The sequence below is a fragment of the Hyphomonas sp. NPDC076881 genome (assembly GCF_050269995.1).
GTDB lineage: Bacteria > Pseudomonadota > Alphaproteobacteria > Caulobacterales > Hyphomonadaceae > Hyphomonas.
The window spans coordinates 212,362-232,682 of the sequence record NZ_JBNNJJ010000006.1 but is presented as its reverse complement, the minus strand read 5'-3'; the positions used below and the strand labels follow the sequence as shown (position 1 = coordinate 232,682).

The following is a 20,321-nucleotide window of genomic DNA, read 5'->3' as shown; positions in this document are numbered from 1 at the left end:
CGCACCTCTGGCGAGTAATGAGATCTCTGCTTCTTGTCTGTCATAGGGCCACTCTCTCAAAGAAAATGGCCTCCGGCAAACCCGGCGTGGTTCACTGTGCCCTGCCCTGTGGTATTGTACTGCCCCGTATCGGGATCAAAGAACAGCGGCAGGCCGTTCTGAAACACCTGCTGAAGCGACTGGCTGGCAAGTTCGCCAAAGCTGGTGGAACCGGAAAGATTGATCCCCAGCTGCTTGATCACGCTGCGCTGCATTTCCACAATGCGCACTTCCAGCAGAACCTGATCCGTCGCGTTGACGTTCAGCATATTGACGATCTGAAGGCTGCCGCCGGCAGATGCCTCCGGAAAGAAGGCCTTGACCAGACGGCTGACCTGATCGGACTGTGAGAGGTTGTCCACCATCCCGGTCAGGATGATGCTGCCATTGATGCTTTCAATCTTCACCCGCGCATCGGGAACATGCCGGGAAATGGTGTCTTCAAGAGAGGCAAGATCGGTTTCAACGGAAATGTTGAGGTCCAGCAGCGTGCGCCCTGCCCGGTCAAAGATCAGCGCATTGGTCTGGCCGAACCGGATACCGCGGAAAATGATCCGCTGAGCGGTCTGGACAACGGCGTCTGCGATCTCGGGATTAGAAATCACCACATCGGCGGCCGGCGCCTCCAGATCGACGATCATCGACTTATCGACCCCGAGCGTCACCTTGCGGGAAACGGCCTGGTCTCCCGGCTTCGTGATGCTGGTTCCCATCCCGTTCGGCACGGTCTGGGCCAGCGCCAACGGGCCAGCTGCGAGTGTAAGGAGGGTCGCGCAGGTCAGCGCCTTCATCATGCGTATACTCAGTTGCTCCCCATGGCCGTAAGGGTTGGCCGGCTGTTGCGAATAATCATCACCGCGCTGCCGGCATCATCGCCGCCATTCAGCTCAAGGCGCGGCGTGCGCGCGGCGCTGACCGCTTCCTCAGTGAGCGGACGCAGGGCGAGGGAAAGCTGGCCCTTGCTTTGTGACAAGGCCACCAGTTCGGCTTCGGCGGGAGTTACCTCAAGCGTTGCGGTGCGGCCGATGCGCGTGGATTCTTCGGGCGCGCCGGGCGCATAGGCCTGGTCAATCGCCAGCACCCGCACATTCTGAAGGATGATCTTGGAGACCGTGCGCTCTTCTGTCAGGCCGTTATTGACGCTCGGCGTCTGGCTATAGGTAAGGATCAGGTCCACCCGGTCATTGGGCAGAATGAAGCCCCCGGACGCCGACTCAGGCGAAATACCGACCGAGACAGCGCGCATGTCTGCGCCCATCAGCACCGGCAGAAGGCCCGCCTCGCCGCGCTTGACGATGCGCTGCGGCATCAGCGGTTCCTGCTTATAGACCGGCATTTTCACGACCGCGCCGGTGATCTCCTCGATCGCATTCGGGGCCGCCGCTTCGGTATACTGACCTTCGACAACGCCCTTTTCAGGCCACACCGACCATTGGAGATCTTCGGCCTTGATCTGTTCACCGATGGCGAAATCCCGCTTGGCGGTCAGAACCTTGATTTCGGAGACCTGTTCTGTCTGGACGATGGTGTTGTCGCGGGTCACCGTTTCAGTGACGACCTGCGGCTGGCTCATGCGGCTTACAAGCAGGGCTGCCCCGCCGGCCGCGACAAGGGCCAGCAACAGGATAATAATGCGTATCGGCGACATGCGGCGCCTCTCCCTCCCAATTCCGTATGCAAAGGTAAACGCATACGGCCAGCCAGTTCATACTGTGGGGAAAATTGCACGCGCCGCCTAAAGGATCGTTAACCGGAAATTCCGGCTGCAGCGTAGAGGCCGGCCAGGAGGGGCGAGGCCGCGCCCGCCAGCAGGGCGCCGGCCGCAATCGCAACCCCATAAGGTACAGGCGCCTTGGGATGGAAGGGCGCGCGCATGAAGCCCGGAATGGTTTCGGCCGGCGCCGTGCGGCGCACCGCCAGGATCAGGGTGGCGAAGAGGCCGCCCGCAATCGCCATCTTGAAGGCAAACAGAAGCGCCGCTTCCGGGCCCATCCACAGCACCACGGCGGGGATCATCTTGGCGTCCCCTCCCCCGAAGATGCGGAAGGCGAAGAGGCCAAAGGCAATCACGAAGGCCAGGCCCCCGGCCATCACATGGCCCCCGATGATCTCCAGCGGCAGGCCGGACACGGCCGCGGCCGGAAGGAACAGGCCCGCGAGGGTAAGGTTCAGCCAGTTGGGGATCTTCAGCTGGTTTACATCATAAAGCGCCGCCAGCACGCACAGGCTGAGGAAAAGGGCGGCGAAGACCATGAGCAGCATAAAACGTCTCCCAAACATCGAGATCAGCAGCCAATCATGGCGCAAAAGCCTGAAAGAAGCCTTGAAGCGCGCGGGATTGTGGCTGGAAAGAAAAGAGCCGCCGGATGACCGGCGGCTCTTTCTTGGATCAACTAGTCAGCGTCCGATTATTCTTCGGCGCCACCGGCGCTGCCCATTTTGCCAGCAACAGTCGTGAACGTAGCGTTGGCGTTCGTGCCGAGAGCCGACACACCACCGATGATGGCGACAGCGATCAGAGCGGCGATCAGGCCGTACTCAATAGCGGTTGCGCCGGACTCGTCTTTCAGAAAACGTGCAAACATTGGAAACTCCCATCATGCGTTTGACAGTTCCGGCTAGAAACTTTTATTCCCGGAACAGGGATGGTTCTACACGAGCAACTTTGAGATCTCGTTTCCGGAGTCAGAAAATTCATGAAGCGAAATCAGGGGGTTGTTTACTGATTACGCTGCAGCAGATCCGGGCCCTACGCGCGCGCGATTCCTTATATATACACCTTGAAAATGCCCCTTCCCGGCGAAATGCCTGCGCCGCCCTGAAGGGGCATTAGGAAATGGGAAACCAAAATAAGCGAGTTTCCGGAAAACATGCGCCGGAGTTTCCGTATAATGAAGATCCTCGTGAAGCCTGCCCTTGCTGCTCTCGCCAGCCTGGTTCTCGCCGGCGCCGCCCAGGCACAGCACCTGTCCATCGAGGCTTCCAAAACCGTGCCCCTGCGCCTTTCCGGCCCGGCCTCCAGCATTGTGGTCGGCAACAAGAACATTGCCGATGTCGCCGTGCATGACGAGCGGCTGATCTTCGTGACCGGCAAGAGCTATGGCACCACCAATCTGATGGTGTTCAACAAGGCCGGTGAAGAGGTTTACAGCGCCGAAGTGGTTGTCACCGCCAACTCCTCTAACCTGGTGACGATCAACCGCGCCGGTCAGAGCCAGACTTATGATTGCGCCCCGGTCTGCCGTTCGGCCCTCAATCTGGGCGATGATCCGGACTATTTCACAGGGCTCATCCAGCAACAGCTGCAAGCCCAGGCCCTGACGGAAGGCAACTGATCGCCAGCCAAGCGATGCGTGAAATTGCATCGACCTGATCAACGGGCCACAAACCGGAACATGATAGATCATCAGGCTGATCCCAGCGGGGGGAATGCCTGATGATGCCCAGCATCCGATACAGCCTTGCGGCGCGCCTTCAGGCGCGCTTCCGCGATTACGCCGATGACAATCGGGGAATTGCGGCGGTGGAATTTGCGCTGATCGCTGCCCCCTTCTTTTTCCTGATCTTCGGCCTGCTGGAAGTCTGCATGATCTTCATCATGGCGGCGATCCTTGACCATGGCATTGCCGATGCTGCCCGGCCGCTGCGCACCGGCGCCGTGCAGCAGGCAGGTATGACGGCGGAAGAATTCCGGGAACTGCTCTGCAGTGAACTGATGGGTATGATGGACTGCCAGAACCGCCTCTATTTCGATGTTCAGACCATTGATGGCTTCAGCCACGTGCCCTCAGGCTCGCCCCTTAATGAAGCGGGCGCCATCAATGGCGAGGAATTCGGCTTCATTCCGGGTGGTCCCAACGACATCGTGGCCGTGCGCGTATTCTATGAGTGGGATCTGATGACGCCGCTCCTCAGCGCCCCCCTCGCCAACATGGCGGGCCACAAACACCTGATCCAGTCCAATGTGGTGTTCCGCAACGAGCCTTTCGGGAGCGAATCCTAATGCTGCTCAATCGCTATTTCAAAGCCCGGATTGAGCGCGCGAATGCGCCCCGGCGGCTGAGCCTGAAAAGCCTTCTTCGGAATGAGGACGGGGTTTCGGCCGTAGAATTTGCCTTTATTGCGCCCCTCATGGTGCTGATCTTTTTCGGCTGTATCGAGCTGAGTTTCATGATGCGTGCCGATCGCCGCGTCACGGCAACGGCCTCCAGCCTGGGCGATCTCACCTCTCGCCTTGCCTCGGTGACCGATGAGGACATGCGGGAACTCTACAACGCCGCCACGGTGATGATGCAGCCCTATCAGGCCTCGGAAACCCGTATGCGGATTACATCCATCGTCGATAGCGGCAATGGCCAGAAGCGCGTTGCCTGGTCAGATGGCTACAAGATGGAGCCGCGCGTGGTCAATTCCATCGTCCCGGTGCCGGAGGGCATTGTGCCCCAGCCCGGATCGGTGATCCTGACCGAGATCGAGTATGACTATACAAGCGGCTTCAGCCTGATCATCGACTCCTCGATGACGATGACCGACACCTTCTATCTGCGCCCCCGGCGGGTTTCGAATATCGAACGCATCCGCAGCAGCGGCGGGGGGGCCCCTGCCTTCGGCCCGGCGAGCTGAGAGATTATATCGCGCGCCGCGCGGGCGGATCAGACTTGACCGTCAGCAGTACCGCGAGCCCGAGGAAGAACAGCAGCGCGATGGCCGACATGCCGATCCGCTGATCGCCTGACATCCGGGTGAACTGCTCGATCAGCAGCGGCCCGAGCCAGACCGTCACCGTTCCGGCAATCGCAAACAGGCCGAAGAACTCGCCCCGCATATGCGCCGGCGCGACATGGATCAGCATTGAGCGGCTGGAGGAAATGTTCGCCGTGGCGAAGATGGCAATCAGCGCGCCCTGAACCAGATAGATCAGGTCCGATGAGCCGGAGAAGAACGGCGCGTCCCATACCTTTACGTTTGGCACCAGGCCGAAGAAGGCGGAGTCTCGCGTCACCGAAAGGCCGAGGAACAGGATCAGCACAATTGCGGCGATCTCGACGATCAGCGCATTCTTGGGGCCGAGGCGCTGGTCCAGCCAGCCGCCGAAGATGCCGCCCGCCACGCCCCAGGCCGAGGCCCAGATGGCATAGATCGTCAGCTCGATCAGGCCCCAGCCGAGGAACAGGCTGACATACACCGCGCCGATGGTCAGCAGCGCGAACATGCCGTCGGCGTAGATGGTCCGGGCAATGAGGAATTTGAACGCCTCGCGGTGATGCGCGGCCTGGCGAATGGTGCGAACCACGCCCTGGGCGCCTTCCCGGATCGCCCGCACCGGCGAGGTGCCGCGTACGCCCGTATCCTTCGCATAGAGGAAAAAGGGGATCATCGAGGCCAGCATCCAGACCCCGCAGATCGGCCCGGCAATGCGGAACTGTTCATACTGGGCCGGATCAATTCCAAACAACGGGGCGGCAAATGGCCAGCCAAGCACCTCCGGCAGCGCAAACATGAACACAATGGCGACAAACATCAGCGTCGCCATGCCATTGCCAAGCGCAAGGCCCAGCCCCGACACGGCCGGCAAGGCATCCAGCCGCGCCGCATCCGGCAACATCGAATTGTGCGCCACCTCGCTGTAACTGTAGGAGACATAGGCGATGATCAGCAGCGACATGATCGCGCCGGTCGAGAGGCCAGCCGGGCCGGGAATGGCCCACCAGAGGGAAATTCCCACCAGCGAGATCAGCGACAGGCAGAGCAAGATCAGCGGCTTGCGGCGCAGGCCCCGGTCGAACGCAGCGCCGAGGAAGGGCGCGGTCAGGGCGGCGATATAGCCTGCCGTCTTGGAAAGATTGGCAACCGTCGCCTGGCCTTCGGCGCCGGCAACGCGGTGGGCCTCCTCGGGCGAGAGCCCATCCAGCTTGCCACTGGCGAGGATATCGGCGCCGACAATGTCCCGCGCGAAATACGGCGCGAACACGTAAATGACGATCAGGATGTAGTAGGGATTGCGCGCCGCCTCGAACCAGGCCCAGGAGAAGCCGGTCTTGCCGAGCGCGCCTCCTTCTCCCTTGTGAGTATGAGCCAGGTTGCCGCCACCGGCATCCACAATCGCTTGCGCCATTCGCATCCTCCCGGCGCGTGTGCTCCGCGCGTTGTGCGGCGAGACTAGTGGCAATTGCACAAAGCGGAAGGCGGTTTTGTCTGTGACCCAGCGTCAGCCCTGAAGCTTGCCGGCAAGCTCCCCGGCATAGCGGGTGATATCCCCTGCTCCCAGGCAGACAACCATCGCGCCGGGCCCGGCCAGCGCCTTAACCGCTTCGGGCAGATCGGCGAGCGAAGACAATGCCTGCGCACTGCGATGTCCATGGCGCTGGATGGAGCGGACAAGGGCTTCATGCGTGATGCCGGGGATGGGCGTCTCGCCTGCCTCATAGACAGGCGCGACCAGAACATGGTCGGCCTGATCGAAGCAGCGGGAAAATTCCTCGAAGAGGTCGCTGAGCCGCGAGTACCGGTGGGGCTGGCAGACCGCGATCAGCGTGCCGTCGCCCTGCATGGCGCGCCCGGCCTTCAGCACGGCAGCAATCTCGACCGGGTGGTGGCCGTAATCATCGATGATCTTCACCGGCTCCTGGCCCGCAGCGGGCACCCAATCGCCCACCTGCGTAAAGCGCCGCTTCACGCCGCCAAACTTTGCCAGCGAGCCCCGGATCTGGTCATCACTCGCGCCGAGTTCGAGCGCCACGGTGATGGCCGCCAGCGCGTTCTGGACGTTATGCTCACCCGCCATCGGCAGGGTCAGCCCTTCGATCCGGCGGGGCGGCTCGCCGGCCCCGCGGCGGATCTCGACATCGAAATGCGCGCCGGAAAGATCGGTGCGCAGGTTCACCGCGCGCACATCAGCCTGCAGGTTGAACCCATAGGTGATGCGCCGCCGGTCGGTGACGCGGGCGGCCAGCGCCTGCACTTCGGGGTGATCCGTACAGAGAACAGCAAAGCCATAGAAGGGCAGGTTTTCGACAAAGGTGTCGAACGCCTCGCGCAGATTTTCCATGGTGCGGTAATGGTCCATATGCTCGGGGTCGATATTGGTAACGATGGCGCAGGTGGGGTGAAGCTTGGCGAAGGTGCCGTCGCTCTCATCGCTTTCCACCACCATCCAGTCGCTTTCGCCCGCCTTGTAGTTGGAGCCATAGGCATGGATGATGCCGCCATTGATCACCGTCGGGTCAATGCCCGCCCCGTCCAGCAGGCAGGCGACCAGCGAGGTAGTGGTCGTCTTACCATGCGTGCCGGCAATGCAGACGGTGTATTTGAGGCGGGTGATCTCGGCCAGCATGTTGGCGCGGCGCACAACCGGGATGCCGGCAGCGCGCGCGGCCTGCACTTCCGGATTATCCCGGCGGATGGCCGTGGAGATGATCACCGTGCCGGCGCCGGTCACATTCTCTGCCTTGTGGCCGATGAACACTTTCACCCCGCGCGCCCGCAGACGCTCAACATTGGCACTGTCGGCCACGTCCGAGCCCTGAACCTCATAGCCCATGGTCAGCATCACATCGGCAATGCCCGACATGCCGATGCCGCCGATGCCGACGATATGCGCCGGGCCTACCGGAAACGGGGTTGGGGGGGTCATGGCAAACCTCGTGCTTCTAAATCGTCCGCCGCGTCAGTGACAACAAAAGCCCCGCAATCGCAACGATCAGCATCAGGCCCATCACCAGCGTCATCGGACCTTCGCCCTTAGGCACGCTGACGCCTTCGACCAGAACCTGCACATGCGTGAAATATGACATCCAGAAAACGCCGACCGTGACGCCCCAGGCGGCCGACAGCATGCGGGAGGAGCCCTGATACAGCGTGCGGATGGCGCCCCAGATCAGCGCCCCGGCCGTAATGAAGCTGACCAGCCAGAACGGCCAGGGCAGCCAATGGCCCCAATTGCGCACGAGTTCGAAGATCGTGAGGAACAGGCCGAAAGCGAGCGCAATATAGGCAGAGCGGCGGATCATAGTTCCGCAATCCTCTCCGCCATTTCCGCCAGTTTCTGGGCCGCATCCGGGCGGGCGGCAGTCTTTGCAGCGGCAGCGCGCGCCGCAAGGTCTGCGCCATCAGAGAGGCGCGCCGAGATCAGCTCGCCGAGCAGCCTGGGGGTCACATTGGCTTCCAGGATCATGTCGGCGGCGCCCACCCCGGTCAGCGCTTCAGCGTTCGCCGCCTGATGGTCATCCATGGCGATGGCGAGCGGAATGAGGATCGACGGGCGCCCGACAGCAGCAAGTTCGCTGACCGTGCCGGCGCCCGAGCGCGCGATCACCAGATGGGACGCGGCGAGACGCTCCGGCATGTCGCGGAAGAAGGCAGACAGCTCGCAGGCAACACCGGCATTGCGATAGATATTGGAGACAATCTCATATTGTTCCTCGCGCACCTGCTGAACCACTTTGAGGCGCACACGCAGCGGCGCGGGAATATGGTTGGCGATCGCCAGCGGCACGACTTCGCCGATGATGCGCGATCCCTGGCTGCCACCAGTGACGAAGATGTTCAGCGTCTCGTCCGTAGGCGGATAGGGAACCTTCCCCGCCTCCAGGATTGGCGCGCGCACGGGATTGCCGATCGGCATGTGCGCCGAGCCTGGGGGCAGGCGGTCAAGCCGCTCAAACCCGCTCGCCACCAGCTTGGCATGTTTGGCAAACTGGCGGTTCACACGGCCAAGCACAGCGTTCTGTTCGTGGATGATGATCGGCACACCCAGGCGCCGCGCCGCCGCCAGCGCCGGGAAGGCCGGATAGCCGCCAAAGCCGGCGACCAGCGCCGGGCGGTGCTGCTTCATCAGGCGGCGGGCGCGGGCAATGCCGGCATTGATCTTCAGCGCCGCGCCGGGCACCGTCCAGGGCTTGCGGAAGTTGGGGCTGGCCGCTTCGATCTCTTCCTTCCAGTCTGCCGGAAAGTCGGCAGCGTATTTCAAGCCCCGCGAATCGGAGATCAGCGCCGTGTTCCAGCCGCGTGCGCGCATTTCATCGGCAAAGGCGCGGGCGGGGAACATGTGGCCGCCGGTGCCCCCGGCTGCGATGATAACGAGTTTTGAATCGGGTGTGTCAGCCATACTGGCCACGGCTCCTTGTGCCTTCGCCGCGGACGAGAGCAAGCGCAAGGCCAAGCGTCAATCCCATACCCACCATGGAAGAGCCGCCATAGGAGACAAAAGGCAGTGTCACGCCGGTTGGCGGCAGAACGGCCAGGTTCACACCGATATTGACCGCCGCCTGCAGGCTGAACAGGGTGAAGAGGCCAGCCGCCGCCGTGCGGGCATAGCCGTCCTCGATCCGGGCGGCGGCGCGGAAACCGCGGATCGCCATCATCGCAAAGATCGCCATCAGCACGACAATCGCCACCAGGCCGAACTCCTCGGCCATCACCGCGAAGATGAAATCGGTATGCGCGTCCGGCAGGCGGGCCTTCACCAGCCCTTCCCCCGGCCCGACACCGAACAGGCCGCCCCGGCTGATGGCCTCGGCCGCCTTGTCGAGCTGGTAGCGATCCACCGAAGCCGGGTTCACGAACACATCCACCCGCGCCTTCACATAGGGCAGCAGATTATAGAGCGCCACGGCCAGCACGCCGCCGCCCAGGCCAAATATCCCCACCCAGCGCTTGGGCAGGCCGCTGACAAAGAAGGTCGTCAGGAAGGCGGCCGTCAGCAGCACCGACTGGCTGACATCCGGTTGCAGCAGCAACAAGCCAAGCGTCACCGCATAGAAGATGAAGGCCACCAGCGCCCAGGGGCCCTTGGGATAAAGCTCGCGCTGCGCCAGCAGCCAGCCGCAGAGCAGGATCAGCGCCGGCTTCACCGTCTCGCTCGGCTGGATGGAGAAGCCGGCAAAGCGCAACCAGCGCTGGGCGCCCTTGGCCTCATGCCCGATGCCGAGCACGGCAATCATCATCACGATACTGACGAAGAAAATCGCGGTTGCCGCGCGCCGCGCCCATTTCCGGTCAAGCGCGCTGAAACTCATCATGATCGTAAAGCTGAGGGCCGCCAGTCCCGCCTGCCGGTAGACGAAATAATAGGCGTCCCCATAGCCGATCCGCGCAGAGGCAGACGGCCCGGCGGCGAGCGACATCAGGAGACCAATCCCCATCAGCAGGACAGCGCCGGCAACCAGGCCCCAGTCCAGCGTGCGGCGCCATTCGGTGAACCAGGATGTATCCGAACGCGGCAGAAGCGGTGCGTTGGCCGTGTAGCTCACGCGGTCACCTTCAGGCTTGCCGGCATCATGCCCTGCACAAGGCTGCGGAACACGTCGCCCCGCTGCTCGTAATCCTTGAACTGATCAAAGCTCGCGCAGGCGGGTGACAGGAGGATAACCGCGCCCGGTTCACCAGCGGCCTTGGCGTCGCGGTAGGCCGCCTCCACCGCCCGGTCGAGCGCGCCGCACACCTGGCTGGGCACCTTGCCGTGCAGCGTAGCGGCGAAGGCATCTTCAGCCTGGCCAATCAGATAGGCCTTGGTGATGTTGGGAAAGAGCGGGGCGAGCGGGGCAATGCCCTCCGCCTTTGGAACCCCGCCGGCGATCCAGTAGATGTTCTTGAAGGCGCGCAGCGCCTGCTCGGCGGCCTGGGCGTTGGTTGCCTTGGAGTCGTTGATGAAGCGGATGCCATCAATCTCGCCGACCGCTTCCATCCTGTGGGCAAGGCCGGGGAAGGAGCGCAGCCCCGCCATGATCGTACCCGGATCAAGGCCCAGCGCCCGGCACGCCGCATAGGCCGCCGCAGCGTTCTGGTAATTGTGGCGCCCGATCAGGGCCGGACATTCATCCAGCTTGCCGACGAACTCCGCCTTGCCGGACTGATTGTCATAAAGGCGGCCATCCACCGCGCTGATGCCTTTGCCCAGCGTGTAGGTAGAGGAGATCTGCACCACCTTCTGCGGCCCCTTGGCCGACAGGCCGATGGCGATCGACTGGGAGTAGACATCGTCAAACCCGATGACGGCGACATCCTTCTCTGTCTGGTTCTGGAAGATGCGCATCTTCGCCGCCTGATAGCCATCCATGCCGCCATGCCGGTCGAGATGGTCAGGCGAGAGGTTCATGAAGACGGCCACATCGCAGCGCAGGCTTTTCACCAGGTCGAGCTGGTAGGACGACATCTCCAGCACATAGATGGCATTGGAATGCAGCGGGGCCAGATCCAGCACGCCGGTGCCGATATTGCCGCCAACGCGCGCGTCGCGCCCGGCCTGTTTCAGGATATGCCCGATCAGTGCCGTGGTCGTGGATTTGCCATTGGTGCCGGTGATCGCGACGATCTTCGGCCGCGCCCTCTCGGGCAGCGCCTGCACGGCGCGGGCGAAAAGTTCCATATCCCCGATCACCGGAACGCCGGTCATCTCCGCCATCCGCACCAGGCGGTGAGGCTGGGGGAATTTGTACGGAATGCCCGGCGACAGGACGAGCGCAGCAAAGGTCTGCCAGTCGCGCTTGTTGATGTCGGAGAGGGCGATGCCGGCCGCTTCGGCCTTGGCGCGGCTTTCCTCATTATCGTCCCACGCATGGACGCGCGCGCCGCCAGCCTTGAGGGCTTTGGCCGCGCTGAGACCGGTGCGGCCGAGGCCGTACACCGCAACGTCTTTTCCAGCGTATTCGGTAATGGGGATCATGGCGCCTGCATCACCTCAGCTTCAGGGTGGCAAGGCCCATCAGGGCGAACAGGACGGAGAGAATCCAGAAGCGCACGACCACGCGCGTTTCCGGCCAGTTCTTCTTCTGGAAATGGTGGTGCAGGGGCGCCATCAGGAAGATGCGCTTGCCCTCGCCCGTCAGGCGTTTGGTGATCTTGAACCAGCCGATCTGGCTGAGCACCGAAACCGCCTCGATCACGAAGAGGCCGCCGATCACGACAAGCGCGAATTCATGTTTCGTCGCCACGGCGACCACGCCGAGCATCGCGCCCAGGCCAAGCGAGCCGGTGTCGCCCATGAAGACTTTTGCCGGATAGGCATTGAACCAGAGGAAGCCCATGCCTGCCCCGATCACCGCGCCCAGGATCACGGCAAGCTCGCCCGCGCCCGGGGCAAACTGGATGCCGAGATAGGAGGCGAACACGAAGTTACCGGTGAGATAGGCAATCATCGCATAGGCAGCGGCGGCGAACGTCATCGGCACAATGGCCAGGCCATCAAGCCCGTCGGTGAAGTTCACCGCATTGGCCGCGCCGACGATGACAATCATGCCGAAGAGGATGAAGAAACCGCCCAGCGGCAGGAAGTAGTTGTTGACGAAAGGCACCGCCACGCCGCCGGAGAAGTTCGGGTCGGCCGGCTGCACAGAGGTTTTCGGCGCAAAGCCGGCAATCCATTCCGCCAGCGGATTGAGCGGGCCCCATTCGGCATGGCCGGCTGGCGTGTGCGCCCCGTGCAGGCCCATGATGACCGCGCAGGCAAGGGCCGCGATACCAAAGCCGGTAATCAGGCGCGCCCCGGCGGACACCCCATCGGTCGATTGCTTGGTGACCTTGGCATAGTCGTCAAGGAAGCCGAGGAAGGCATAGGAAAAGGTGACGACGAGCGTGACCCAGACATAAGGGTTCTGCCAGTTGCCCCAGAGGGCCACGGCGACGATCAGGCCCACCCAGATCAGCAGGCCGCCCATGGTGGGCGTGCCCTTCTTCGAGAGCTGGGCCTCCAGGGAGAGATCGCGAATCGGCTGGCCCTTGCCCTGGCGTGCACGCAGGAAGTTGATCAGCCCGTCACCGATCAGCACCGTCACCAGAAATGCCGTGACGACTGCCGCACCTGTGCGGAAGGTAATGTAGTTCAGAAGATTGAATACGCCGCTGTCCGCGGCCAGCAGTTCATACAGCATCAGCTTACCCTCGCAGCTCCTTCTGAGCCGCCATCCATCTTGCCCAATCCGGCCGGCTGGCTCCATTGGCGCAGCCGGTCCGCTATCCGTCCCATCCCGGACGCATTCGACCCTTTGATCAAGAGCACATCCCCAGCGCGCAGTGCTTTTTGCAGCTGATTCCACAACTCATCCGCAGTCGGAGCAGATATCTGCTGCAGATCCTGCGGCAGAGCCTCGGAAAGGTGTTGCATTTCGGCACCAGCCAGGAACACCCCATCAACCCCTGCCTCAACGATCGGCCCGGCAAGGTTGCGGTGCTCCTCGGCTGAGGACTCCCCGATCTCGCGCATGTCGCCGAGCGCGGCGAGACGGCGCGCCCCCGCGCGTTGGGACAGCCCCTTGAGGGCGGCGCGCATGCTGGCGGGGTTGGCGTTGTAGGCGTCATCGATCAGCGTGATCTCGCCGATCTCCGGCAGGGTCAGCGTTTCGGAAGTGCCCCGGCCCGGCGGCGGCGCGTAGCCCGACAGCGCCTCGGCACATTCGGTGACCGAGAGACCGGACTGGCTGGCAGCGAGCAGGGCGGCGGCGACATTCTGTGCCCAGTGCGCGCCGACGGCATTCAGCGTCACGCTGGCCCGGCGGCCGACGATTTCCACGTCCACGCGGCTGGTGCGGCCGTCGGTTTCATAGGCCACGATGCGGGCAGTGGCATCGGGCGAGGTTCCGAACGTCTCGACATTGCCCGTGGGACAGAAACTCCGCGCCCGTTCGGAGAGATAATCCAGAAATTTATCGTCCGCTGGCAGAATGATGGTGCCGCCTGCTTCCAGGCCGGCAAAGATGTTTGCCTTCTCCTCGGCGATCCCCTCCACCGAGCCAAGCCCCTGAAGATGGGCCGCCGCAATGCAGGTCACAATGCCGGTATGTGGGCGCACCATATGGCTGCGCGGGGCAATCTCGCCGGGCGTATTCATGCCGATCTCGAACACCGCGCGTTGGGTTTCTTCCGGCATCCGCGCCAGCGTCAGCGGCACGCCCCAGTGGTTGTTGAAGCTCTTGACGTTCCAATGGGCGGGGCCAAAGGCGCGGTAGATCTGCGCCAGCATCTCCTTCACCGATGTCTTGCCGGCAGAGCCTGTCACCGCCGTGCGGTGCGCGCCGCAGCGCACGCGGGCGGCAATGCCGAGTTGGGTCAGCGCGTCGAGCACATCCTCAACCTGCACCACCGGTCCGCCTGGCATGGGGCGGGAAACCAGCGCGCCGGCCGCCCCGGCCCTGAAGGCAGCCTCCACAAAGTCATGCCCGTCGCGCTGATCCTTCAGCGCCACAAAGAGGTCGCCCTTTTGCAGGGTGCGCGTGTCGATGGAGATTGTGCCCGTCACCTCAAATGGCTGGCTGGCCGCGCCACCGGTGACGAGTTCGATATCGCTGGAGATCCAGAGCGGGGCTGTCATCGCGCGCTCGCTTTCAAGGCGGTCAGCGCCTCATCCTGATCAGAGAAGGGCAAGACCTGCGACCCGATGATCTGGCCGGTTTCATGCCCCTTGCCGGCGATCACCAGCGTGTCACCTTTTTTCAGCTCACGGATCACGGTGTGAATGGCCTCGGCCCGGTCGCCGATCTCGCGGGCGCCCTTCGCGCCGCCAAGGATCGAGGCGCGGATTCTGGCCGGATCTTCCGAGCGGGGATTATCATCTGTCACGATCACATCATCGGCCTGGCGGCTGGCAATCTCACCCATGATCGGGCGCTTCTTGGCGTCCCGGTCGCCGCCACAGCCGAAGATCACCTTCAGCCGGCCCGCCGTATGCGGACGGACAGCGCGCAGCAACACGTCCAGCCCATCGGGCGTATGCGCATAGTCCACGAACACGGCGGCGCCCGTCTCGGTCTTGCCGACAAATTCGAGGCGGCCCTTCACGGGCTTCAGATTGGCCAGTCCCTCGGCCACAGCCGGGAACTCCATGCCCAGCGACAGGCAGAGCGCAGCAGCCGCCAGCGCGTTCAGCGTCTGGAACTCGCCAATCAGCGGCAGCTCGATCGGCTTCTGCTCCACGTCTTTCCAGTAGAGGAACAGCGTCTGGCCCGTCGCCTTCGGCATCAGCTCGTCGATCCAGAGATCCTCGCCGCGCCAGCCGAACGAGACCACCTGAAGCCCAGCCTTGCGCGCCGTCTCCTCGACGATCTCGCGATGATCGCTGTCCGCGTTGACAATGGCCGGAATGCCCTTCGGGGCCAGATCACGGAAGAGGCGCAGCTTGGCGCCCAGATAGGCCTCCATCGTCGGATGATAGTCCAGATGGTCCTGGGTGAGGTTCAGGAAGGCAACAGCGGAAAGGTCCACCCCGTCGAGACGATGCTGCTCCAGGCCATGGCTGGAAGCTTCCATCGCGCAATGCGTCACGCCCTGGGCGGCCAGCATTTTCATCGTTTCACTGACGGTTACCGGGTCAGGCGTCGTGTGGCCGATATCGATCTTACCGCTCGGCCCGATGGCGCCCAGCGTGCCCATCGAGGCCGCCTTGATCCCTGCCCGGCCCCATATCTGACGGGCAAAATCGACTGTTGAGGATTTGCCATTGGTGCCGGTGACGGCCACCACGAATTCCGGCTGCGCGCCATAGAAGCGCTTGGCCGCCAGCGCCAGCGCGCGGCGCGGCTCATCGGCAATCACATGCGGCACGGACACCTCGCCCACATCGCCATCCGACAGGATCGCCGCAGCGCCCTGCGCGATGGCCTGGGGCACGAACCGCCCGCCATCATGCACGCTGCCCTTGAGGGCCGCAAACAGCCAGCCCGGCTGAACCTTGCGGCTGTCAGCAGTCATTCCGAGAATCTCGGTCTCGCCATTCTCGGCGAGCGGGAAAAGGTCCGAGAGGTTCAAAGTTCACTCCTGTTCTGGGAGAGGGGTCTGGGCGCCGCAGTGGCAGGCCGGAGATCCTCAAAGCGCGGATCGACCTCGAGAAGCGGCGCCACGCGCTCAATGATACGCCCGGCAACCGGCGCAGCGTTCACAGCGGCGGTCATGCTTCCGTCCTCGATGGCCTTGGGCTCATCCAGCGTCACAATCAGGGCATATTGGGGGCTGTCTGCAGGAAATACCGCAGCAAAGCTCGCAACATTGCGGTCTTTGGCATAGCCGCCGGGGATCGGCTTCTCCGCCGTACCCGTCTTGCCGGCCACGCGGTATCCGGGCACCTCGGCGCGGCGCGATGTCCCGTTCACCACGCTTTGGCGCATCATCTCGGTCACCAGATGGGCCGTCTCTCCGGAGAACAGCCGCACTGGCTCAGCCTTCGGCGCGGCCTCATCCTCCAGCAGCACCGGCGCCGCCATCACTCCGTCATTCCCGAAGGCAGAGAAGGCCACCAGAAACGCCATCGGCGTTACCGAGATGCCATGGCCATAGGAAACGGTCGCGGCCGTCACCTCATCCATGCGCGCGGGCACAAGCGGCGCAGCCGAACCGGGCAGGCCGACGGGCGCGCGGCGGGTAAGGCCGGCCAGATCCAGAAACTGCTGCTGGCGCTGGGCCCCCAGCGCATAATTCACCTGCACCGTGCCGATGTTGGAGCTTTCCGAAAGGATTTTCCAAACGTCCGCCTCACGGGCAAACCAGTGTGTATCGGAGATGCGGCGCCCCTGAATCAACAGGGGCTGGCCCACCGGGAACCGGTCTTCCGGCTTGATCGCGCCCACGTCCAGCGCGGCAGCAATCGTCAGCGGCTTGAAGATCGAGCCGAGTTCATACACCGCGCTGATCGCCCGGTTGGTGCGGGAAGGGTCGTCCGCAGGCGTATCGCTGGCGCGGTTGGGGTCAAACGGCGGCCAGCTTGCCATGCCGCGAATGGCGCCGGTGCGCGTATCCATCAGGATCGCGGCGCCGCCCTTCATGTCATAATCCATTGCCGCCGTGGCGAGCTCTGCCTCCAGCGCCGCCTGGGCGCCGATGTCCAGCGTCAGCCGCACAGGCGCCGCCCCGCCCTGAAGCGCGGCCTCCTGCGCCAGTTCGACCCCGGCGATCCCCTGCCCATCGACATTGGTATAACCGAGCACCTGCCCGGCCAGCACACCGCGCGGATAGGCCCGGCGGGCCTCTTCGCGGAAATCAAGGCCTTCAAGGCCAAGCGCGGCTACCTGCTCGCGCTGGCGGGGCGTCAGCCCGCGCTTTACCCAGACGAATTTGCGTTTGGGGTCAGACAGGCGGGCAGCAAGGTCGGCCTCGTTCAGGTCCGGCAGCACACGCACAAGCTGCCCGGCGACATCCGCGCCATCCCAGATCAGGCTCGGATTGGCCCAGAGCGACCAGGAGACAACCGATGTGGCCAGCAATTCGCCGTTCCGGTCCACAATGTCCGCACGCTGCTGAAGCGCTGCCGTCATCGGCCGCGCCGCCGCATTGGACGGCGCGTCCGACAGGGCCAGATAACCGCCCCGGCCCGCCATCAGCACGAAGAGCAGGCCGATGGCCAGCCCAGCGAGCCGTGTACGATGCCGGGAGGCTTCGCTCATCTGGGCGCCTCCGCAGCCTTGCCGGCATCTTCATCCGTATCCGCTGTGTCAGCGGCCTCACCGGATACCGACATGACCCGCAGCGTGGTCACCGGCGGGCCGACCACGTCGTCAAGGTCGCCCTCATTGGCCATCTGGCCGGGCTTGGGCGGGGCCATGCCCAGCTCCTTGCGGGCATATTCCTCGATCCAGTCCCGCCGGCTCATATGGGCAAGCTCGGTTTCCAGCAGCGCCTTTTCGCGCTGGGCTTCCTCGATCTGCGCTTCCACCGCCATCAGTTCGGCGGCGGTGTCCTTGGCGCCATATTTTGCCCGGTAGAGGCTGAAAATCAGCAACCCGGCGACCAGAAGACCAAAGAAAAATACCTTGCGGCTCATCGCGACTTCTCCAGCTCCGCGAGCGGCGGCAGGTTCATACCGTCGCTCGCCTCATCCTGGGCCGCGTCCGCGTTGGTGCGGATCGCCGCCCGCAACTTTGCAGACCGTGCGCGCGGATTGGTTTCCACTTCCTTTTCAGACGGCTGCACCGCCTTGTTTTCCTGCAGTTCAAAGGCCGGCTGCGGGCCCTTGGAAAGCAGCGGCATATGGCGCGAGCCGGACGGCACGGCGCCCGCTTTCTGCTTCATCCACTGCTTCACCAGCCGGTCTTCCAGCGAATGGAAGGTGACAACCACCAGCCGCCCGCCCGGTTTCAGGATACGCTCGGCCGCGCGCAGGCCGCGCGCCAGCTCGCCCAGCTCGTCGTTCACATACATCCGAATCGCCTGGAAGGTCAGCGTGGCGGGGTGCACCCGCGCGCCGCGCCGCCCGCCAACCGCGTCTTCAACCACAGTGGCCAGATCGGCCGTCGTCTCGAACGGCGCCTCCGCCCGGCGCTGCACCAGAACACGGGCAATCCGGCGGGCGTTTTTTTCCTCGCCCAGACGGAAAATCACATCCGCCAGGCCCTTTTCGCTCATCTTGTTGACCACATCGGCTGCAGACGGACCGCTTCCGCCCATCCGCATGTCCAGCGGGCCATCCTTCATGAAGGAAAAGCCGCGCTCGGCCTGATCGATCTGAAAACTGGAAACGCCGATATCGAGCACAACGCCGTCCACGGCAGAATGGCCCGCCTGCTCAGCCAGGGTGTCGAGATCGCCGAAGCAGCCGAGCAGGGGAACGAGGCGGGGATTGGCCTGCGCCATCTTCTCGGCCCGGACGATTGCATCGAGATCGCGGTCAATGCCGAGTACGGTGCAACTCGCCGCCTGCAGAATGGCAGTGGTGTAGCCGCCGCCGCCGAATGTGCCGTCAATGATCACATCGCCATCGGCCGGGGCGAGGGCGGTCAGCACTTCGGCCAGCATCACCGGCAGATGGCCGGGCTCAGCGGGTGTGCGGGGTGTGGCGCGCGTCGACATCAGCCAGCCTCCCCACGTCCGGCCGCGGCGCGGCGCTGGCGTACCTTGTTATAGGCAGAGGCAAACGCATCGAGCGTTTCCGGCGCGTTGACGATCGACCGCATACGCATCTGGTGCAGGCTGAACCGTTCCGGGTTCCAGATCCGGAAACTATCCATCTGGCCGGAGAACTTAATCTTGCCGCTGAGGTCTGCCGCTTCGCAGAGATCCTCGGGCAGCTTCACCCGGCCCGTATCGTCGATCTTGAGATCGGCAGACGCGGCGATGATGCAGGTGACGATGGCTTCGCGGATGGGCGATTGCAGCGGCAGTTCGGCCAGGGTTTCGCGGTAGAGCTCCATCAGCTCCTCGCCGCCCCCCTCCAGCGCGCCGGACCCATCCGGGGCCTGCCACACAAAAACGCGATTTGACCCGCCCAATGCGGCGCGGAAAGGCGCAGGGATCGAAACCCTGCCCTTTGCGTCAATAGCGCCCTCATAGGAGGAAACAAACACCCGCCTAGCCCAATCTTATCTGCCTAAACCCCGCCATGGGTAAACCATGTGTAAATTTGGAGTATCATGGGCACGCATGGGCCTCAATGGGCACCACTGGCGAATCAGAATTTCCACATTGGACCAATTCAGGAACAAAGAGCGCCCATCATCGGAACAGCGCGGGGTGCCCAAATGGGCAGGCATGGGAAACGGCGCAAAACCCAAGCAGAAACCGGGGCTTAGGCGCCCGTGTTGCGATGCCGCATCGCTCGCCCGCCAGAGATGCAATCGCGCAGCTTTTGCCCGCTTCCTTACCAAGAATACATGCGCGCTGCAGGGCATTACCCGCAGCTGCCCCCTCCCCGCCCAAAAAGAAGCCCCCAGGCCCATAAAGGCCCAGGGGCTCCCATTCAGGATTCGCGAGGCGCGATCAGGCGGGCTCTGCCGCCAGCGCCGCTTCTGCCGCGAGGATGCGCGCGGCCGCATTGACCACAGCGCCGATCCGGATCGCCGCCTGGATCTGCTCGCTGGTCATGCCGTGTTTGCGCAGCTCGGCCTCATGCGCATCGAGACACATGCCGCAGCCATTGATCGCCGACACCGCCAGCGACCACAGCTCGAAATCGGCCTTCTCCACGCCCGGATTGCCGATCACGTTCATCCGCAGGCGGGCGGGCAGTGTGGTGTAGGTGGTGTTCGATACCAGGTGCGTGGCGCGGTAATAGACATTGTTCATGCCCATGATGGCGCTGGCCGCCTTGGCCGCATTCACCGCTTCGGCCGAGAGCTTGCCGCGCGCTTCCGCCTCAATGGCGCGCAGCGTCTGAGGCTCGCCCAAAGCATGGGCAGAGGCCAGGTAGCAGCCATATTTCTGCTGGTCGTTCAGGATCGTTTCGTTCGCCAGAGAACCGATATTGAGACGGATATCCTTGGCATAGTCCGGAATCAGGGTCTTCAGGGTTTCAAGCGACATCGCGCACTCCTGTCAGTCTTCGAAAATGGAAAGGCGAATAACCAGCTGGTCCCGGCCGCGCCCGCCAT

Annotated in this window: 21 protein-coding genes; 3 read left to right on the top strand and 18 right to left on the bottom strand. The window is 63.5% G+C overall.

Translation table 11 applies throughout. From position 1 onward, the window contains the following. Positions 1 to 56 precede the first annotated feature (56 nt). The 4 genes from ACQKI2_RS08995 to ACQKI2_RS08980 form a co-directional block, all read right to left on the bottom strand. Positions 57 to 833 carry a pilus assembly protein N-terminal domain-containing protein gene (locus tag ACQKI2_RS08995; RefSeq protein WP_427379360.1) on the bottom strand — a complete coding sequence of 259 codons (777 nt, stop codon included), beginning with the start codon at positions 831 to 833 and terminating at the stop codon, positions 57 to 59. 8 nt (positions 834 to 841) lie between these two features. Next, positions 842 to 1,687 carry a Flp pilus assembly protein CpaB gene (gene cpaB / locus ACQKI2_RS08990; protein ID WP_427379359.1) on the bottom strand — a complete coding sequence of 282 codons (846 nt, stop codon included), beginning with the start codon at positions 1,685 to 1,687 and terminating at the stop codon, positions 842 to 844. Positions 1,688 to 1,785: 98 nt separating this feature from the next. Continuing rightward, on the bottom strand, positions 1,786 to 2,301 hold the full coding sequence (locus ACQKI2_RS08985; RefSeq protein WP_427379358.1) for an A24 family peptidase: 516 nt from the start codon (positions 2,299 to 2,301) through the stop codon (positions 1,786 to 1,788). A 146-nt stretch (positions 2,302 to 2,447) separates the two neighbouring features. Further along, positions 2,448 to 2,624 (bottom strand): Flp family type IVb pilin, encoded by a 177-nt coding sequence (locus ACQKI2_RS08980; RefSeq protein WP_427379357.1) that lies wholly within the window; start codon positions 2,622 to 2,624, stop codon positions 2,448 to 2,450. 306 nt (positions 2,625 to 2,930) lie between these two features. Between ACQKI2_RS08980 and ACQKI2_RS08975 the strand changes: the two genes are divergently transcribed. From ACQKI2_RS08975 to ACQKI2_RS08965, 3 genes are all read left to right on the top strand, one after another. Beyond that, positions 2,931 to 3,374, top strand: coding sequence for a pilus assembly protein N-terminal domain-containing protein (locus ACQKI2_RS08975; RefSeq protein ID WP_427379356.1), 444 nt, complete (start codon positions 2,931 to 2,933; stop codon positions 3,372 to 3,374). A gap of 101 nt (positions 3,375 to 3,475) precedes the next feature. Beyond that, on the top strand, positions 3,476 to 4,042 hold the full coding sequence (locus ACQKI2_RS08970) for a TadE/TadG family type IV pilus assembly protein (RefSeq protein WP_427379355.1): 567 nt from the start codon (positions 3,476 to 3,478) through the stop codon (positions 4,040 to 4,042). Further along, positions 4,042 to 4,662 (top strand): TadE/TadG family type IV pilus assembly protein, encoded by a 621-nt coding sequence (locus ACQKI2_RS08965; protein ID WP_427379354.1) that lies wholly within the window; start codon positions 4,042 to 4,044, stop codon positions 4,660 to 4,662. Before ACQKI2_RS08970 ends, ACQKI2_RS08965 begins: the two co-directional genes overlap by 1 nt. Positions 4,663 to 4,666: 4 nt before the next feature. Here the strand turns inward: ACQKI2_RS08965 and ACQKI2_RS08960 are convergent, their stop codons facing one another. From ACQKI2_RS08960 to ACQKI2_RS08895, 14 genes are all read right to left on the bottom strand, one after another. Continuing rightward, positions 4,667 to 6,154 carry an MFS transporter gene (locus ACQKI2_RS08960; RefSeq protein ID WP_427379353.1) on the bottom strand — a complete coding sequence of 496 codons (1,488 nt, stop codon included), beginning with the start codon at positions 6,152 to 6,154 and terminating at the stop codon, positions 4,667 to 4,669. Positions 6,155 to 6,247: 93 nt separating this feature from the next. Beyond that, a complete protein-coding gene (murC, locus tag ACQKI2_RS08955; protein ID WP_427379352.1) occupies positions 6,248 to 7,672 on the bottom strand; it encodes a UDP-N-acetylmuramate--L-alanine ligase in 1,425 nt (474 codons plus the stop codon). A gap of 16 nt (positions 7,673 to 7,688) precedes the next feature. Further along, positions 7,689 to 8,048 carry a hypothetical protein gene (locus ACQKI2_RS08950; protein ID WP_427379351.1) on the bottom strand — a complete coding sequence of 120 codons (360 nt, stop codon included), beginning with the start codon at positions 8,046 to 8,048 and terminating at the stop codon, positions 7,689 to 7,691. After that, complete coding sequence (gene murG, locus ACQKI2_RS08945) at positions 8,045 to 9,145, bottom strand: undecaprenyldiphospho-muramoylpentapeptide beta-N-acetylglucosaminyltransferase (RefSeq protein WP_427379350.1); 1,101 nt, start codon at positions 9,143 to 9,145, stop codon at positions 8,045 to 8,047. Before murG ends, ACQKI2_RS08950 begins: the two co-directional genes overlap by 4 nt. Beyond that, complete coding sequence (locus ACQKI2_RS08940; RefSeq protein ID WP_427379349.1) at positions 9,138 to 10,289, bottom strand: FtsW/RodA/SpoVE family cell cycle protein; 1,152 nt, start codon at positions 10,287 to 10,289, stop codon at positions 9,138 to 9,140. Before ACQKI2_RS08940 ends, murG begins: the two co-directional genes overlap by 8 nt. Next, positions 10,286 to 11,701, bottom strand: coding sequence for a UDP-N-acetylmuramoyl-L-alanine--D-glutamate ligase (gene murD / locus ACQKI2_RS08935; protein WP_427379348.1), 1,416 nt, complete (start codon positions 11,699 to 11,701; stop codon positions 10,286 to 10,288). Before murD ends, ACQKI2_RS08940 begins: the two co-directional genes overlap by 4 nt. A gap of 10 nt (positions 11,702 to 11,711) precedes the next feature. Next, positions 11,712 to 12,905: a phospho-N-acetylmuramoyl-pentapeptide-transferase gene (mraY, locus tag ACQKI2_RS08930; RefSeq protein ID WP_427379347.1), complete on the bottom strand. Its 1,194-nt coding sequence runs from the start codon at positions 12,903 to 12,905 to the stop codon at positions 11,712 to 11,714. Further along, positions 12,905 to 14,341 carry a UDP-N-acetylmuramoyl-tripeptide--D-alanyl-D-alanine ligase gene (locus tag ACQKI2_RS08925; protein WP_427379346.1) on the bottom strand — a complete coding sequence of 479 codons (1,437 nt, stop codon included), beginning with the start codon at positions 14,339 to 14,341 and terminating at the stop codon, positions 12,905 to 12,907. Before ACQKI2_RS08925 ends, mraY begins: the two co-directional genes overlap by 1 nt. Then, positions 14,338 to 15,774, bottom strand: a complete 1,437-nt coding sequence (locus tag ACQKI2_RS08920) for a UDP-N-acetylmuramoyl-L-alanyl-D-glutamate--2,6-diaminopimelate ligase (protein ID WP_427379344.1) — start codon at positions 15,772 to 15,774, stop codon at positions 14,338 to 14,340. Before ACQKI2_RS08920 ends, ACQKI2_RS08925 begins: the two co-directional genes overlap by 4 nt. Beyond that, the gene (locus ACQKI2_RS08915; protein ID WP_427379342.1) at positions 15,771 to 17,402 is read right to left on the bottom strand and encodes a peptidoglycan D,D-transpeptidase FtsI family protein; all 1,632 of its coding nucleotides are present in this window, start codon (positions 17,400 to 17,402) and stop codon (positions 15,771 to 15,773) included. Before ACQKI2_RS08915 ends, ACQKI2_RS08920 begins: the two co-directional genes overlap by 4 nt. Continuing rightward, positions 17,399 to 17,779, bottom strand: coding sequence for a cell division protein FtsL (gene ftsL, locus ACQKI2_RS08910; protein WP_427379340.1), 381 nt, complete (start codon positions 17,777 to 17,779; stop codon positions 17,399 to 17,401). Before ftsL ends, ACQKI2_RS08915 begins: the two co-directional genes overlap by 4 nt. Further along, complete coding sequence (gene rsmH, locus ACQKI2_RS08905) at positions 17,776 to 18,804, bottom strand: 16S rRNA (cytosine(1402)-N(4))-methyltransferase RsmH (protein ID WP_427379338.1); 1,029 nt, start codon at positions 18,802 to 18,804, stop codon at positions 17,776 to 17,778. The genes ftsL and rsmH overlap by 4 nt, the downstream gene beginning before the upstream one ends. Continuing rightward, the gene (locus ACQKI2_RS08900) at positions 18,804 to 19,298 is read right to left on the bottom strand and encodes a division/cell wall cluster transcriptional repressor MraZ (RefSeq protein ID WP_427379337.1); all 495 of its coding nucleotides are present in this window, start codon (positions 19,296 to 19,298) and stop codon (positions 18,804 to 18,806) included. Before ACQKI2_RS08900 ends, rsmH begins: the two co-directional genes overlap by 1 nt. A 412-nt stretch (positions 19,299 to 19,710) precedes the next feature. Continuing rightward, positions 19,711 to 20,253 (bottom strand): carboxymuconolactone decarboxylase family protein, encoded by a 543-nt coding sequence (locus ACQKI2_RS08895; RefSeq protein ID WP_427379335.1) that lies wholly within the window; start codon positions 20,251 to 20,253, stop codon positions 19,711 to 19,713. Between the last annotated feature and the right edge of the window lie 68 nt (positions 20,254 to 20,321).

Excerpts from the sequence above, each read along its gene's own strand:
- ACQKI2_RS08925 (WP_427379346.1), bottom strand. The coding sequence starts at position 14,341 with ATGACAGCCCCGCTCTGGATCTCCAGCGATATCGAACTCGTCACCGGT.
- ACQKI2_RS08995 (WP_427379360.1), bottom strand. The coding sequence starts at position 833 with ATGATGAAGGCGCTGACCTGCGCGACCCTCCTTACACTCGCAGCTGGC.
- murD (WP_427379348.1), bottom strand. The coding sequence starts at position 11,701 with ATGATCCCCATTACCGAATACGCTGGAAAAGACGTTGCGGTGTACGGC.
- murG (WP_427379350.1), bottom strand. The coding sequence starts at position 9,145 with ATGGCTGACACACCCGATTCAAAACTCGTTATCATCGCAGCCGGGGGC.
- ACQKI2_RS08975 (WP_427379356.1), top strand. The coding sequence starts at position 2,931 with ATGAAGATCCTCGTGAAGCCTGCCCTTGCTGCTCTCGCCAGCCTGGTT.
- ACQKI2_RS08970 (WP_427379355.1), top strand. The coding sequence starts at position 3,476 with ATGATGCCCAGCATCCGATACAGCCTTGCGGCGCGCCTTCAGGCGCGC.
- cpaB (WP_427379359.1), bottom strand. The coding sequence starts at position 1,687 with ATGTCGCCGATACGCATTATTATCCTGTTGCTGGCCCTTGTCGCGGCC.
- ACQKI2_RS08980 (WP_427379357.1), bottom strand. The coding sequence starts at position 2,624 with ATGTTTGCACGTTTTCTGAAAGACGAGTCCGGCGCAACCGCTATTGAG.
- ACQKI2_RS08895 (WP_427379335.1), bottom strand. The coding sequence starts at position 20,253 with ATGTCGCTTGAAACCCTGAAGACCCTGATTCCGGACTATGCCAAGGAT.
- ACQKI2_RS08965 (WP_427379354.1), top strand. The coding sequence starts at position 4,042 with ATGCTGCTCAATCGCTATTTCAAAGCCCGGATTGAGCGCGCGAATGCG.
- rsmH (WP_427379338.1), bottom strand. The coding sequence starts at position 18,804 with ATGTCGACGCGCGCCACACCCCGCACACCCGCTGAGCCCGGCCATCTG.
- mraY (WP_427379347.1), bottom strand. The coding sequence starts at position 12,905 with ATGCTGTATGAACTGCTGGCCGCGGACAGCGGCGTATTCAATCTTCTG.
- ftsL (WP_427379340.1), bottom strand. The coding sequence starts at position 17,779 with ATGAGCCGCAAGGTATTTTTCTTTGGTCTTCTGGTCGCCGGGTTGCTG.
- ACQKI2_RS08985 (WP_427379358.1), bottom strand. The coding sequence starts at position 2,301 with ATGCTGCTCATGGTCTTCGCCGCCCTTTTCCTCAGCCTGTGCGTGCTG.
- murC (WP_427379352.1), bottom strand. The coding sequence starts at position 7,672 with ATGACCCCCCCAACCCCGTTTCCGGTAGGCCCGGCGCATATCGTCGGC.
- ACQKI2_RS08960 (WP_427379353.1), bottom strand. The coding sequence starts at position 6,154 with ATGGCGCAAGCGATTGTGGATGCCGGTGGCGGCAACCTGGCTCATACT.
- ACQKI2_RS08950 (WP_427379351.1), bottom strand. The coding sequence starts at position 8,048 with ATGATCCGCCGCTCTGCCTATATTGCGCTCGCTTTCGGCCTGTTCCTC.
- ACQKI2_RS08915 (WP_427379342.1), bottom strand. The coding sequence starts at position 17,402 with ATGAGCGAAGCCTCCCGGCATCGTACACGGCTCGCTGGGCTGGCCATC.